Source organism: Novosphingobium rhizosphaerae, from assembly GCF_050920675.1.
GTDB lineage: Bacteria > Pseudomonadota > Alphaproteobacteria > Sphingomonadales > Sphingomonadaceae > Novosphingobium > Novosphingobium rhizosphaerae.
On sequence record NZ_CP137862.1, the window covers coordinates 172021 to 185440 of the forward strand.

At 68.5% G+C, this 13420-nt stretch carries 12 protein-coding genes; 4 read left to right on the forward strand and 8 right to left on the reverse strand.

Annotated features, from left to right (window positions below; all coding sequences use genetic code 11):
- Nucleotides 1–10: 10 nt before the first annotated feature.
- From R9J51_RS20840 to R9J51_RS20860, 5 genes are all read right to left on the reverse strand, one after another.
- Nucleotides 11–427: a (R)-mandelonitrile lyase gene (locus R9J51_RS20840; RefSeq protein WP_179562649.1), complete on the reverse strand. Its 417-nt coding sequence runs from the start codon at nucleotides 425–427 to the stop codon at nucleotides 11–13.
- Complete coding sequence (locus tag R9J51_RS20845; protein ID WP_179562647.1) at nucleotides 424–1611, reverse strand: MFS transporter; 1188 nt, start codon at nucleotides 1609–1611, stop codon at nucleotides 424–426. The genes R9J51_RS20840 and R9J51_RS20845 overlap by 4 nt, the downstream gene beginning before the upstream one ends.
- Nucleotides 1612–1697: 86 nt before the next feature.
- Nucleotides 1698–2606, reverse strand: a complete 909-nt coding sequence (locus R9J51_RS20850) for a LysR family transcriptional regulator (protein WP_179562645.1) — start codon at nucleotides 2604–2606, stop codon at nucleotides 1698–1700.
- Between the two features lie 66 nt (nucleotides 2607–2672).
- Nucleotides 2673–3530 carry an alpha/beta fold hydrolase gene (locus tag R9J51_RS20855; RefSeq protein ID WP_179562643.1) on the reverse strand — a complete coding sequence of 286 codons (858 nt, stop codon included), beginning with the start codon at nucleotides 3528–3530 and terminating at the stop codon, nucleotides 2673–2675.
- A complete protein-coding gene (locus R9J51_RS20860; protein ID WP_179562641.1) occupies nucleotides 3527–4243 on the reverse strand; it encodes a TetR/AcrR family transcriptional regulator in 717 nt (238 codons plus the stop codon). The genes R9J51_RS20855 and R9J51_RS20860 overlap by 4 nt, the downstream gene beginning before the upstream one ends.
- Before the next feature lie 219 nt (nucleotides 4244–4462).
- Between R9J51_RS20860 and R9J51_RS20865 the strand changes: the two genes are divergently transcribed.
- Complete coding sequence (locus tag R9J51_RS20865; RefSeq protein ID WP_432788080.1) at nucleotides 4463–5659, forward strand: spinster family MFS transporter; 1197 nt, start codon at nucleotides 4463–4465, stop codon at nucleotides 5657–5659.
- Between the two features lie 31 nt (nucleotides 5660–5690).
- On the forward strand, nucleotides 5691–6635 hold the full coding sequence (pip, locus tag R9J51_RS20870; protein WP_179562637.1) for a prolyl aminopeptidase: 945 nt from the start codon (nucleotides 5691–5693) through the stop codon (nucleotides 6633–6635).
- Here the strand turns inward: pip and R9J51_RS20875 are convergent.
- The 3 genes from R9J51_RS20875 to R9J51_RS20885 all read right to left on the reverse strand — a co-directional run bounded on the left by R9J51_RS20875 (nucleotide 6623) and on the right by R9J51_RS20885 (nucleotide 10976).
- Nucleotides 6623–9634 carry a sensor histidine kinase gene (locus R9J51_RS20875; protein ID WP_179562635.1) on the reverse strand — a complete coding sequence of 1004 codons (3012 nt, stop codon included), beginning with the start codon at nucleotides 9632–9634 and terminating at the stop codon, nucleotides 6623–6625. The genes pip and R9J51_RS20875 overlap by 13 nt on opposite strands.
- Nucleotides 9635–9739: 105 nt before the next feature.
- Nucleotides 9740–10405, reverse strand: coding sequence for an oxygen-insensitive NAD(P)H nitroreductase (nfsB, locus tag R9J51_RS20880; protein WP_210425759.1), 666 nt, complete (start codon nucleotides 10403–10405; stop codon nucleotides 9740–9742).
- Between the two features lie 88 nt (nucleotides 10406–10493).
- Nucleotides 10494–10976 (reverse strand): Lrp/AsnC family transcriptional regulator, encoded by a 483-nt coding sequence (locus tag R9J51_RS20885; RefSeq protein WP_168557438.1) that lies wholly within the window; start codon nucleotides 10974–10976, stop codon nucleotides 10494–10496.
- Nucleotides 10977–11157: 181 nt separating this feature from the next.
- On the opposite strand from R9J51_RS20885, the gene R9J51_RS20890 reads away from it, so the two are divergent.
- Together R9J51_RS20890 and R9J51_RS20895 are read left to right on the forward strand one after the other, a co-directional pair.
- Entirely contained in the window at nucleotides 11158–12447 is a 1290-nt protein-coding gene (locus tag R9J51_RS20890; protein ID WP_432788066.1) for an aminotransferase class V-fold PLP-dependent enzyme, read from the forward strand.
- Nucleotides 12444–13415: an ornithine cyclodeaminase family protein gene (locus tag R9J51_RS20895; RefSeq protein WP_179562633.1), complete on the forward strand. Its 972-nt coding sequence runs from the start codon at nucleotides 12444–12446 to the stop codon at nucleotides 13413–13415. Before R9J51_RS20890 ends, R9J51_RS20895 begins: the two co-directional genes overlap by 4 nt.
- Nucleotides 13416–13420: the final 5 nt, after the last annotated feature.

Below are 13420 nucleotides of genomic sequence, written 5' to 3' on the forward strand. Positions count from 1 at the left end.
CCCGCGCACATTAGTTGTCGTGGTCTTGCCCGGCCGAAAGATATTGCGCGTCGCTCACGTGCTCCATCCAGGTGACGAAGCTGCCGTCGTGCGCTTCCTGGATGGCGATGTGGGTCATCGCGGTGGTGGCCGTCGCGCCGTGCCAATGGCGATGGCCGGGCGGGCACCAGATCACGTCACCCGCGCGGATTTCGACAATGGGTTCGCCTTCGCACTGGGTCCAGCCGGTGCCGGCGGTGACCAACAGTGTCTGGCCCAGCGGATGGCTGTGCCAGGCGGTGCGGGCGCCGGGTTCGAATGTCACGCTGGCGCAGCCGTGGCGGGACGGCGCGGGCGCGGTGTTGAGCGGATCGATGCGCACGCGGCCGGTAAACCATTCGGCCGGGCCGGGCTGCGAGGGGCGGGTACCATTGCGATAGAGGATCATGCGTTGTTCCTTTCGGGAAGCGGGGAAGCGTGGCGCGCGTCGGCCAGGCCCAGCAGCGCCGAGCCGACCAGAAGCAACGCACCGGCCAGGAATGCGGCGGCAAAGCCAAAGGCATCGAACAGCAATCCGCCACCTGCCGCGCCCAGCGTGATCGCCAGCTGGATTACCGCGACCATGAGGCCGCCGGCGGCTTCGGCGTCATCAGGCAGGGTGCGCGCCATCCACGTCCACCATGCCACGGGCGCGGGCGTGCCGGTCAGGCCCCACAGGGCCAGCAGCACGGCGGCGAGGGGCGCATGGGTGCCCACCGCGATGAGCAGGGCGGCGATCAGCGCGAGCGCAAGCGGCGGCAGGATCAGCGCCTGGGCAAGGCTGTGGGCGACCAGCCGGCCGATCAAGCCATTGCCGAGCACGCCGGCGATGCCCATGCCCAGCAGGATCAGCGAGAGCAGCGAGACCCCGACATGGACGTGCTGTTCCAGGAACGGGCGCAAATAGGTGAACACCGCGAATTGCCCGGCGAATAGCAAGGCGACGGCGGCCATGCCCCGGCGCACCTCGGCGTGGGCAAGCAGGGCCAGGGTAAGGGCCGGCTTGGCCTGGCGATCCGATGGCATCGCCGGTAGCGCCAGCCATTTCCACGCAAAGGTCAGCGCGGCAAGCGGCACGACCATGAAGAAAGTCCAGCGCCAGCCGATGAATTGGCCCAGGAAACTGCCGAGCGGGGCGGCGATCGTGGTGGCCAGGGCATTCCCGCCATTGAGCAGGGCCAGCGCGCGCGGCACGTCTGGCGGCGGGACCAGGCGCATGATCGTGGCCGTGGACATCGACCAGAAGCCGCCGATGACCACGCCGACCAGCGCCCGGCCGGCCATGAACACGCCGAAGTTCGGCGCGAAGGCAACCATGGCGCCCGAAACGAGCATCACGAGCGTCAATCCCAGCAGCAGATGGCGACGGTCGATCCCGGCGCTGGCGCGCGCGATGCCAAGGCTGGTGAGCACCGCGAACAATCCGGAAACCGCGATTGCCTGCCCGGCCGTGCCCTCGCTAAGGCGCAGATCGGCCGCGATCGGCGTCAGCAGGCTGACCGGCATGAATTCCGAGGCGATCAGCGTGGAGACGCAAAGCGTCAATGCCAGGACGGCGCCCCAGTGCGCGGTGGTTTGGTCGGTCGTTGCCATGGGCGCGAGATAGCGCCCCCGCTGATCCGGTTGGAGCTGGCGCAGCCTTGATGCAGCGATGAATGCTGTTCATCGCTGGCACGGCGCTACAGGCCCAAGGGCCGCATTTCGCGCACCAGGTCGATCAACAGGCGCAAGCCGGTGGGCAGCTGGTGCCGGCTGGGATAATAGATGTGGAAGCCTTCGCCATGCGACGACCATTCGCGTAGCACCACCTGCATTTCGCCGCGCGCCACGCTTGCCGCAACGCAGGGTTCGGGCAGGTACATCAGGGCCGCGCCCTCGCGCACCAGGGCCAGCGCGAACGCGGTCTGGTCCACGGTGATCGCACCGGGCACGTCGATGGCGATCACCGCGCCCTCGCGCTCGAATTCCCAGTGATAGATGCTGTCATCGCCCAGCCGGATGCGCAGGCACCGGTGGTTTGCGAGGTCTTGGGGATGTTGCGGCACGCCGAACCGTTCGAGATAGGCCGGCGCGCCCACCACCACCCAGCGCAGATCGGCCGAAAGGCGCCGGGCGATCATGTCTTCCGGCACGGTTCCGCCATAGCGGATGCCGGCGTCGAAGCCTTCGCCCACCACGTCCTGCATGGCATTGGCCACCGCGATATCGATCCGCACGCCGGGATAGCGCTCGGTAAAGGTTGGCAGCACTTTGGCGAGCAGCAGGGTGGCGGCGTGTTCCAGCACGTTGAGCCGGATGTGGCCGGTCGGTTCGTCGCGCAAGCGATTGAGCCGCTCGACGGCTTCGCCGATCATCGAGAACGGTTCCTGCAACGCCGCCTGCAGTTCCTCGCCCGCCGCGGTCAGCGTCACGCTGCGGCTGGTCCGGTTGAGCAGGCGCACGCCAAGGCGCGCTTCCATGCCCTTGAGCGCATGGCTGATGGCCGAGGCACTGACCCCGATCTCGAGCCCGGCGCGCCGGAAATTGCGGTGGCGCGCCAGGACCAGGAACGTGTTGAAGTCGGCAAGGTCGGTGCGATGCAAGGTCATGATCGGTGGGGTGCGCCGGGCTGCCGGTTTTGGCAAGGCTTGCCGTGGGCTACATCCCCACGCCGCCTAGGGTGTGCCGGCGAAGAACACTTCCAGTGCGGCCAGGGCGGCCGGTTCGTCCAGCATCGGGGCATGGCCGATGCCGGGGACCAGCGCGAGCGTTGCCTGCGGCTTGTCCGCAACCATTGCCTCGGCCACCTCTGGCGCGAGGAGATCGGTTGCCGTGCCGCGCACCAACAGTACCGGGCGATCTTGGGCAAAGGCGTTCCATTTGCCCCAGGGATCGGGATCTGCCACGATCCGGGTGAAGCCCTGGGCGATGGCGGGATCGTAATCGGCCACGATCCGGCCCTGTTCTTCGCGGAACAGGCGGTGGGCCATGGCCAGCCATTGCGCCGGGCCATAGTGGGGAAAGACATCGGCATTGAGGCGCGCGCAGGCCTGGGCCGCCGCCTGCCAATCGGGCAGCGGCTCGCCCTTGCCGACATAGCCGGCAATGCGCGCCAGGCCCTGGGGCGCCAGTTGCGGGCCAATGTCGTTGATCACCGCGCCGGCCACCAGCGCGGGGTGGCGCGTGGCCAGCTCCACCGTGATCAGCCCGCCCATCGACGTGCCGACGAACAGCGCCCGCGCGATGCCCAGTGCATCGAGCAGCGCCACCACGTCATCGGCATAAGTGCCAAGGTCATAGCGCGCCTGGGGATCGCGCGCCGATTGGCCGCGCCCGCGCATGTCGAGCGCGAGCACGCGGCGCTGGCGCGCAGCAAGCCAGGGGGCGAGCGCGGCAAAATCGCGCGAATTGCGCGTGAGGCCATGGAGGCACACCACCGGCAGGCGCGCCGGGCCGGGCAGGGCGGGGTAATCGCGCGCGAACAGGGCAAGGCCATCGGCCGTGGTCCAGTGGCGGGCGGCAAAGCCGCTCATGCCGCGCCGTCCCGGTCCATATCGCCCTCGCCAGGTCCGCCATCGTCGCCTGCTGCGGGCGTCAGGCCATGGGCAAGCAGCCGCCCGGTCTCCTGCACCACCGCTTCGGGTGCCTCGTTGCCCCACACGCCAAAGCGCAGGCCCAGGAACACGTTCATGCCCATGATCGCCCAGGCGCGCACTTCGCTGTCGCCCGCGCGAATTTCCCCGCGCTGCGCCGCCGCTTCGAGCCGGGCGGCGATGCGCGCGGCCGAATTGGTGTAGTGTTCGCGATAGGCGGCCGGATCGACGAATTCGGATTCGTCGATGATGCGGTAGATCTCTTTGTGTTGGCGCACGAATTTCAGGTAGGCGAGCTGGCCGGCTTGCTCGGCGGCGAGCTGGTTGGGCGCCGCGGCGATGCTGGGGCCGACAAAGTCCTTCACCTGGCCCGAAAGATCGCGCACCAGCGCCTGGAAGATCGCTTCCTTGCTATCGAAATAGACGTAGAAGCTGCCGGTGGCGACACCGGCGCGCGCGGTGATCTGGCTGATCGCCGCATCGTGGAAGCCCTTTTCGCCGAATTCCTCGGCCGCGGCATTGAGCAGCGCGCGCAAGGTGCGCCGCCCGCGCTCCGTCTTGGGCACTTTGGAGGCCCGTGCCGGGGCAGCCGCCGGCGCAGACGAGGCGGCCGTGGCGGCGGAGGCCGCGGGAGAAATCGTTGTTTCAGCCATGGACAGCTGCTTTCTCAAAGGGCGGGCGCTTTCTAATTTGAAGCATGATTCATTTTTCACTATTAAGCCGGAACCGACCGGCAGTGCAAGCTACAGCCAAGCCCCTGCCAGGCTCAATGGGAGAGAACGATGCCCGCTGCCCCAAGACTGGACGATGCCTTGGCCAACGACACCGCGGGGCGCGCGGCCTTCGTCCGCTCGCCTGCCTTTGTGCTCGCGATGCTGCTGGTGGTCTATACGTTCAATTTCATCGACCGGCAGATCCTGGGCATCCTTGCCGGGCCGATCAAGGCGGACCTGGGGCTGAGCGACACGCAACTGGGCGCGCTGGGCGGCTTTGCCTTTGCCTTGCTCTATTCCACCATGGGCTTGCCGCTGGCCTGGTTGGCCGACCGGCGCGGCCGCACGCGGGTGATCGCCGCATCGCTCGCGGTGTGGAGCGCCTTTACCGCGTTATGTGGCCTGGCGGGTGGCTTTTGGGCGATGTTTGCCTGCCGCCTGGGGGTGGGCGTGGGCGAGGCGGGCGGCGTCGCGCCGTCCTATGCGTTGATTTCCGATACTTTTCCGCCCCATCGCCGGGCACGCGCGCTGGCGATCTATTCGCTGGGCATTCCGCTCGGCTCGGCCGCGGGCATCCTGCTGGGTGGTTATGTCGCGGCAGCGGTGAACTGGCGTGCGGCGTTCCTGGCGGTGGGGCTGGCGGGGCTGGTGTTCACGCCGCTGTTCGCCTGGGGCGTGCGCGACCCACGCCGGCCCACGCCGGGCGCGGCGCCGGCGATGCGCGCGGTGCTGGCGATCCTCGCGGGCAAGCGCAGTTTCTGGCTGCTCTCGTTCGGCGCGGCGTCGTGCTCGATGATGGGCTATGGCCTGGCGTTCTGGCTGCCCTCGTTGATGCGGCGCTCGTTCGGGCTCGATCTGGTGCAAACCTCGCAGTTCTTTGGCCTGCTCCTGCTGGTCGGCGGCACGGCCGGGGTGCTGGCCGGCGGCGTATTGGCCGATTGGCTCGGTACGCGCAGCCGCGCGGCCTATGCCCGCGTGCCGGCCCTTGCGTTCCTCGCCGGGGTACCGCTGTTCGTGGCCGGGTTGCATGCGAGCGGGGCGGGCCTGGCGTTCTGGCTGTTCCTGCTGCCCCAGGCACTGGTCTATATCTGGCTGGGTCCGATCCTGACGGCGGTGCAACACCTGGTGCCGGCGCCGATGCGGGCGACGGCTTCGGCCGCGTTCCTGCTGATCAACAACCTCATCGGGGTGGGGCTGGGCTCCTTGACGATCGGCAAGCTGTCCGACCTGCTCACCCCGCATTTCGGCAACGATGCGCTGCGCCAGGCGATCCAGATCGGGTTGGGGTTCTATCTGCTGGCCGCGGTGCTGATGCTGCTGGGCGCGCGGCATCTGCAGCGCGAGTGGGTGGATTGATTTTGCCCGCCGGCCAGCGCAACAAGGCGCCATGTTGCGCACGCTCTATCCCCCGATCGAACCCTATGAAACCGGCATGCTCGATACCGGTGAGGGCCATCACATCTATTACGAGCGCTGTGGCACGCCCGGCGCTACCCCCGCCGTTTTTCTGCACGGCGGGCCCGGCGGCGGCATTTCGCCCACCCACCGCCGCCTGTTCGACCCGGCCCGCTATGACGTGCTGCTGTTCGACCAGCGTGGCTGCGGCCGATCGACCCCGCATGCGGGGCTGGAGGCCAACACCACCTGGCACCTGGTTGCCGACATTGAGCGGCTGCGCGCGCTGGTAGGCGCGGAGCAATGGCTGGTGTTCGGTGGATCGTGGGGTTCCACGCTCGCGCTGGCCTATGCCCAGGCGCACACCGCGCGCGTGAGTGCGATGGTGCTGCGCGGCATCTATCTCTGCTCCAGGGAAGAACTGGACTGGTTCTACCAGTTCGGGGTGTCGCAGATGTTTCCCGACAAGTATGCCCGCTTTGCCGCCCCGATCCCGCCCGAGGAGCGCGGCGACATGCTGGGTGCCTATCATCGCCGGTTGACCACCGGGTCGATGGAGGACCGCATCGCGGCAGCGCGGGCGTGGAGCCTGTATGAAGGCGAGACGATCACCCTGCTGCCCGATGCCGGCAACAGCGCGCAGCATGATGACGGCCATTTCGCCCTGGCCTTTGCCCGGATCGAAACGCATTTCTTCGTCCACGGCTGCTGGCTGGAGCCGGGGCAACTGCTGCGCGGGGCGCAGGCGTTGCGGCACATTCCCGCCACGATCGTGCACGGGCGATACGACATGCCCTGTCCGGCGCATTATGCCTGGGCGCTGCACGAGGCCTGGCCCGAGGCGGAGTTTCACCTGGTCGAAGGGGCCGGCCATGCTTTTTCCGAGCCGGGAATCCTGGACCAGTTGATCCGCGCGACCGATCGCTACGCCCGATAGGCGAGGGCGGCCGGCACGCGCAGTTCCACCACCGCGCCGCCGGCTGCGCCGTTGCGGATATCGATCCGCGCGTTGAGGCGGTGGGCGCGTTCGCGCATGCCGACCAGCCCGAAATGCCCCGGGGCCGCCTGCGGCGCAGACCCGGTGGCGCCGGCAAAGCCCACGCCATCGTCGGCAATGCGCACGATCAGCGCGCGCGGTCCGAAATGGAGCAGCACGGCAATGCCTTGGGCGCGGGCATGGCGGCGGGCATTGACCAGCGCTTCCTGCACCACGGCAAGGATATCCTCGGCCACGGCCGCGTCGATCGCGCGCGGCCTTCCGGTGATGCGCAGGCTGGCCGCGGGAACCAGGCCATCGGCGCAGATCGGCGCCATTGCCTGCGCCAGGTCCACCGCCGAGGCCGTCTGGCTGCGCAAGTCGATCACCCGTTCGCGCGCGGCGGTAACGACATCGTCGCCGCGTTCCAGCACGGCATCGAGTTCGGCGCGCGTCGCGCGATCGAGTGCGCCGCGTGCGGCCACGGCTTCGAACCGCAGCATCAACCCCTGGACGCCTTGCAGCAGGGTGTCGTGCAATTCGCGCGCGATGCGCTCGCGCTCGGCCATCTGGCCTTCGCGCTTGGCGCGCGCGCGGGCCAGCAAGACACGGGTGCGCTGAACGTAGAGCGCCCGTGCCAGGAGCAGGACCAGGGCGGCGAGCCCGAGGCGAAACCACACGGTCTGCCAGAACGCGGCGCGGATGGTGAAGGCCAGGCTGGCTCCTTGCGCCTGCCATTCGCCTTGCCGGTCGGTGGTCTGCACGTCGAACCGATAGGTGCCGGGCACCAGGTTGGCATAGGAGATTTCCGGCGCCGTGCCATTGGCGGTCCACGCATCGTCCAGTCCTGCGGGTCCGGACAGGCGCACGCGAAAGCGCCGCTGGCTGGCCGTGGCCAGATCGAGCACGCCATAGCGGATCGTGACCTGGCTGGTGCCCTGGGGCAAGGCGATGTCCGGCCCGGCCGGCCAATCCCGGCCGTTGGCGCCCAGTGCACGCACGAACAGGCGGAACGGCGCCTCGGGCAGCGGGCTGGACCAACTGCGGGCTTCGAGTACGCCCGAGCGGGTCAGCACGAAGACGCGGTCGGTGCCGTCGCCCACGATCTGTCGTGCCGCGCTGCGCTGGGGCAGCGCGATGCGGCGATCGTCTTCATCGAACGTCGTGTGGGCAATCGGGCGGGTGGGCGCGGCAAAGGCCCGGTCAAGTGCGGCCGTGGCAACGCGGACGAGCCCGTGATAGCCCAGCAGCCAGGTTTCGCCCGCGGGCGTGCTGATCGCGCCGCGCGTATCGAACAGCCAGGGGTGATCGCGCACGTCCAGGATATGCACGCTGCCTTCCGACAGCCGCAGCAACCCCGTGCCCCCGCCCACCAGCACATCGTCATCGCGCACGGTCAGCGAGGTCGGCCGTTCAAAGCCGATGCGCGCCCCGTCCCACACGGTCAGCGCGCCATGGTCGAGCCGGGCGATGGCCCGCCGGCCGAGGATCATCACCAGGTGGCCCTGCCGGTCGAACGCCAGGTTCTGCGGCACGCCCAGCCGGGTATCGACCGGCACGTTTTCCCAGCGGCCGCCGACATAACGGGAGAGGCCAAGCCCGTTGGCCGTGAACCACAGCACGCCGTCCGGGGCCACGGCGCAATCGAACAGTTCGGTTACATGGCCGGGCAGGCGGCGGGACTGCCCGCGATGGGGCCCGGCAATCGCCACCGCGCTTTCCGACAGCATCGCCCAGACATCGCCGCCGCTTCCCGCGCACAGGCCGGCCACGCCATCGCCAAGGCGCGTGAGCAGGCGTGGGCTTTGGCCTGCGTCTGCCACGAACACGGCCGGCCCATTGGCGAAATAGACCCGGCCATCCTGTGCCGCGGCGGAAATGCCCATGGCCGCGCGCGGGCCCAGCATCGCCAGGCTGCGCAGCGGGGTGGGGGAAAAGCGATCGAGCCCGCGTTCGGTACCGACCCAGATATTGCCGTCGCGGTCAGCCAGGATGGGCGAGGCGCGGTTCGAGGTGAGGCCCTGGCGCTCGTCGATATGTTCAAGCGCGCCGGTACGCGGCCAGATCGCCACCACGCCTGACAGGAACGTGGTGGCCCAGATCCGGCCGAATGGATCGGCCACTGCACGATAGAAATCGGCCGGAGGCAGCGCGGACGCTGCCAACAGCGGGCGCGGCGGCGCCGCCGTGCTGCCCATGTCATAGGGGGGCAGGGCACGCAGGCCGGCGTTATCGATGGCGTAGAGCGCGCCATCGGTGGTCTGCGCCAATGCCCCGCCGCCCGGCCCGGCAAACGGCGTGACATGGGGTTGCACCGGTCCTGGCCCGCCGCGCCAGTAGGACAGCGGCCCGCCCCAGGTGCCGAACCACAGCGTGCCCGTGCGCGAGAGCAGTTGCGGTTCGGTATCGTGCTGGTCGAAGCTTGCGGATTCTACCGCCTGCCAGCCGGCCGGGGTGTGGCGATAGACCGCATGATCGGCGTCTCCCGCCGCGATCCAGGGCTGCCCGTCGGCACCGATCACGATCCGCGTGATTTCGCCGGCGTTGCCCGGCCGCCCGGCATCGTGCAGCCGGCCCTGGCGATAGACGGCAACGCCGCCGCCCCCGGCATAGCCCAGCCAGATCGTGCCATCGGGCGCGGCGGCCAGGGCGCTGACGGCCGTGGCGGCGCGCGGGTGGCCCGGCGGGGGCGGGACCGGCTCGAACGTGGTGCCGTCGAACCGGAACAGCCCCTCGACGCTGCCGATCCACAGGAAACCGTCGCGGTCCTGTGCCAGCGACTGGACAAAGCGCGGGGCGTGATCGCGCGCGGTCCAGGCGTGGTGCATCCAGGCCGGCGGCGGTGTTGGCGCTGCCGGCCCGACGGGCGTGGGCGCGGCCGGCACCGCCACGCCGCACCATGCCGCGAGCGCCAGGGCACCGGCGCGCGCGGGCCATCGAATTGGGGGTTTACCTTGCATCTGCACCGTGCCCTCGCCAACCCCCATCGGCAATCGCGCGCGCTTGTGCAAGTGCCCCTTCGCGCCGGGACGGGCGCAGGCCGTCACCCGGCGCGGGCAGACCGGTCAGACGTGGGTGATGATGGTTTCGAGCGGCAAGCGCGACTTGGGCAGGCGCCCGTTGTAATCGGCGTCCTTGTCGGCATAGCCCAGGGCGACCACGAACAGGCTGTTGAAGCCTTTTTCGCGCAAGGCAAATTCCGCGTCGAGAATGCGCGTGTCCACCCCTTCCATCGGCGTGGCATCGATGCCCAGTGTCGCCGCGCCGAGCAGGAACTGCCCGAGGTTGAGGTAGACCTGCTTGTCCAGCCAGTGCTGCTGGTCGCGCAGTTCATACTTGTGCAGCCCCGAAAAGGTCAGGCGACCGGCATGGACGCGCGCCTTCATCGCTTCGGGATCGGGGGCAAAGCGGCCGTCGGCTTCTTCCTGCGCAGTGATGCGGGCGATGTGCTGCGCGCTGGCATCGATCAGGCTGGCAAAGACGACGACGTGGGAGGCATCGCGGATCGCCTTGGCATTGAAGGCAAAGCGTTCCTGCGCCGCCTTGGCCACGCGCTCCTTGCCTTGAGCGGTTCCGGCAATGATGAAATGCCAGGGTTGCAGATTGGTGCTCGACGGGCTGAAGCGCAGCAGGTTTTCCAACGTGGCGATATCGGCGTCGCTGATGCGGCGTGCCGGGTCATAGGCCTTGGCCGTGTGGCGCGTGCGGGCAGTGGCAAGAATATCGGACAAGCGGCACTCCATGGGCAACGGGTGTTGAACGTTCCCGTCTATGGGTATTGCCCCGGCCGGTATCCAGGGGGCACGATCGCCGAGATCGTCAGACGCTGGCAAAACCGCGCACGGGAATGGCCGTGGTGTGCTTCAATTCCGAAAGGGTGACGGTGGACACGATATCGATCACCCCGGGCAGCTTGAGCACCACCTTGAAGATGAATTTCTGATACCATTCCAGCGATTGCGCGATCACCTTGATCATGATGTCGCGCTCGCCGAAAATGGTGTGGCACTCCAGGATCTCGGGCGTGATTTCGATCTTGCGCAGGAAATCCTCGCGCTGCTTGTCGGAAAGCGCGGCCATCTTGAGCGTGGCAAAGACAATGATCGCATCGCCCAGCTGCTTGCGATCGAGCAGGGCGACCTGGCCCTTGATATAGCCTTCCTCGCGCAGCCGTTGCAGCCGCCGCCAGCACGGCGATTGCGACAGGCCCACTTTTTCGGCCAGTTCGGTGGTGGAAAGGCTGGCATCCTTCTGGATCTGGTCCAGGATCTTGAGATCGATCGGGCTGAGCGGTTCGGCCATGCGGAAATTCCTGTAATTTGCGCAACAGCTATCCGGGCTGCAGCACAACACAAGATAATATCGACGAAATGCATGGTTTACCTGCATGAACGACGCGGACCGTCGCTGCCCGGCATGGTTATGCGCAAACCCGCTGCGAAACGGCATGAATTGGCAGCGGTCGGCGGCTATGCAAGGCAACATGGCATACAAGCAGGGCACAGAGGCGATGGCGGGCGCGGGGCTGACGCGGCGCCAGGCGATTCAGGGGCTGGGCGCGGGCGTGGCCGCCGGCATGGCAGCGGGCCCGCAGGCTGCGCGCGCCGCGGCGGCAACCGCGCCAACCGCGACCGCGCTGCCGGCCCGCGCCGCCTTTGCGCCCACCAGCCTTGCCTACCTCGACAATGGATCGCAGCACCCGCTGAGCCTGGGCGGCCAGGCCGCGATCGAGGCCTATCTGGCCAAGCGGCGGCTGGACCCGGCGGCGCAAGGCTATGACCTGGACGAGGAAGGCCTGCTGGCCAAGTTCGCCCGGCTGATCAACGCCGATCCTGATGAAGTGACGTATGTGCAAAGCACCACGGCGGCCGAGCAGATGGTGCTGCGCGCGCTGGACCTGCCGGGCAACGGCGGCGCCCGCGTGGTGACCGACACGCTGCATTTCTTCGGCTCCATCCCGCTGTATGAAGAAATGGCGCGGCAGGGGGTGGACGTCACCTGGGTGCGGGCGGTGGATGGGCGTATCCGCATGGAAGACATGGCCAAGGCTCTGGCGGCCGGGGCGCGGTTGGTGGCGCTTTCGCACGTGTCCACGATCAACGGGTTCGAGCATGACCTCAAAGCCGTGTGCGACCTGGCCCATGCCCATGGCGCGCTGGTCTATGCCGACATGATTCATGCTGCCGGCTGCGTGCCGGTGGACGTGAAAGCCAGCGGCGTCGATTTCGCCGCCTGCGCTTCGTACAAGTGGCTGATGGGCGATTTCGGGCTGGGGTTCCTCTATGTGCGGCGCGATGTGTGGCCGCAGCTCAAGCGTTGCGCCTATGGCTATTACGGTATCGATACGTTCCAGCCGCATATCTATCCGCTCGATCCGCCGGGGGCGGCGGTCGCCGACTATGCCTTTGCCGACAATGCCACCGGCCGCTTTGCCTTGGGCACCCATAGCCATGCGGTGATCGCGCAATTGCACCATTCGCTCGACTGGATCATGGCCACGGGGGTGGCGCGCATCCAGGCCCATGCGCAAGGGCTGGTGGCGCTGCTCAAGGCCGAACTGCCCGCGCGTGGCTATACGGTGATGACCCCGCGCGAATGCCGCGCCCCGATCGTGACCGCGATCTGCGCCGATGCCCGCGCCAGGATCGGCCCGGCGATGGCTGCGGCGGGGGTGAAGCTGACGCTTTCGGCCAACCGCTTTCGCCTGACGCCTTCGGTGCAGAACGACGATGCCGATATAGACCGGTTCCTGGCGGCGCTGCCGCGCGCATGAAAGAGGCCAAGATGGCGCAAGACCTGGTGTTCATCGATGGCGAGAGCGTGCATCGCCTGCTCGATTATCCTGCCTGCATCGCGGCCATGGAGGCGGCCATGCGCGCGCTTTCGGGCGGCGCCACGCGGCAATTGCCGCGCACCATGATCCACATGGGCGAAGGGCGCACCTTTGCCCAGATGACCGCCAGCCTGGCGGACGATGGCATGTTCGGGGCCAAGCTGATCAGCGTGTTCGCCGATCCCGCCCGGCCGGGCCAGCGCCGCCATCGCGGGGTGATCACCCTGTTCGAGCCGACGGAAGGCCGCCCCGTGGCCGTGGTCGATGCCGAGGCGGTGACCCATATCCGCACTGCCGCCGCCACGGCCGTGGCCACCCGCGCCCTGGCTCGCGCCGATGCGCGCGTGTTGCTGATCATGGGCACCGGCGGGCAGGCCCACACCCACCTGGCCGCGCTGCCGCTGGTCCACCACTTCGAGCGCATCCTGATCTGGGGCCGCGATCCCGCCCGCGCGGCGGCGGTGGTGCAGGAATGGCAGGACCGCCTGCCCGTGGCCGTGGCACCCGACGCGCCAGCTGCGGTGGCGCAGGCCGACGTGATCTGCACCGTGAGCGGCGCAGCCCAGCCGATCCTGCTGGGGCAATGGGTGCAGCCCGGCACCCACGTCAACCTGGTGGGATCGAGCGCGCCGGGCCCGGTGGAAGCCGACACGCCGCTGGTCGCTGCCGCGCGCTATATCGCCGACAGCAAGGCCAACGCCCGCGAGGCCGCCGCCGAATTCCTGGTCGCCCGCGCCGCCGGCGCGGTGGACGATGCGCATATCGTGGCCGAGATCGGCGAAGTGCTGCTGGGCCACGTGCCCGGCCGCCGCAACGCGCAGGATATCACGCTTTACAAGTCGCTCGGCCACGCGGTGCAGGACCTGGCCGCCGCCCAGTTGCTGCTGGAGCGCGTGCGCGCGGGGTAGGCTTT

What these genes read in the sequence shown, in the direction of transcription:
- R9J51_RS20845 (WP_179562647.1), bottom strand. Translation starts at nt 1,611, where the DNA reads ATGGCAACGACCGACCAAACCACCGCGCACTGGGGCGCCGTCCTGGCA.
- pip (WP_179562637.1), top strand. Translation starts at nt 5,691, where the DNA reads ATGTTGCGCACGCTCTATCCCCCGATCGAACCCTATGAAACCGGCATG.
- R9J51_RS20860 (WP_179562641.1), bottom strand. Translation starts at nt 4,243, where the DNA reads ATGGCTGAAACAACGATTTCTCCCGCGGCCTCCGCCGCCACGGCCGCC.
- R9J51_RS20850 (WP_179562645.1), bottom strand. Translation starts at nt 2,606, where the DNA reads ATGACCTTGCATCGCACCGACCTTGCCGACTTCAACACGTTCCTGGTC.
- R9J51_RS20865 (WP_432788080.1), top strand. Translation starts at nt 4,463, where the DNA reads ATGCTGCTGGTGGTCTATACGTTCAATTTCATCGACCGGCAGATCCTG.
- R9J51_RS20855 (WP_179562643.1), bottom strand. Translation starts at nt 3,530, where the DNA reads ATGAGCGGCTTTGCCGCCCGCCACTGGACCACGGCCGATGGCCTTGCC.
- R9J51_RS20840 (WP_179562649.1), bottom strand. Translation starts at nt 427, where the DNA reads ATGATCCTCTATCGCAATGGTACCCGCCCCTCGCAGCCCGGCCCGGCC.
- R9J51_RS20890 (WP_432788066.1), top strand. Translation starts at nt 11,158, where the DNA reads ATGGCATACAAGCAGGGCACAGAGGCGATGGCGGGCGCGGGGCTGACG.
- R9J51_RS20895 (WP_179562633.1), top strand. Translation starts at nt 12,444, where the DNA reads ATGAAAGAGGCCAAGATGGCGCAAGACCTGGTGTTCATCGATGGCGAG.
- R9J51_RS20885 (WP_168557438.1), bottom strand. Translation starts at nt 10,976, where the DNA reads ATGGCCGAACCGCTCAGCCCGATCGATCTCAAGATCCTGGACCAGATC.
- R9J51_RS20875 (WP_179562635.1), bottom strand. Translation starts at nt 9,634, where the DNA reads ATGCAAGGTAAACCCCCAATTCGATGGCCCGCGCGCGCCGGTGCCCTG.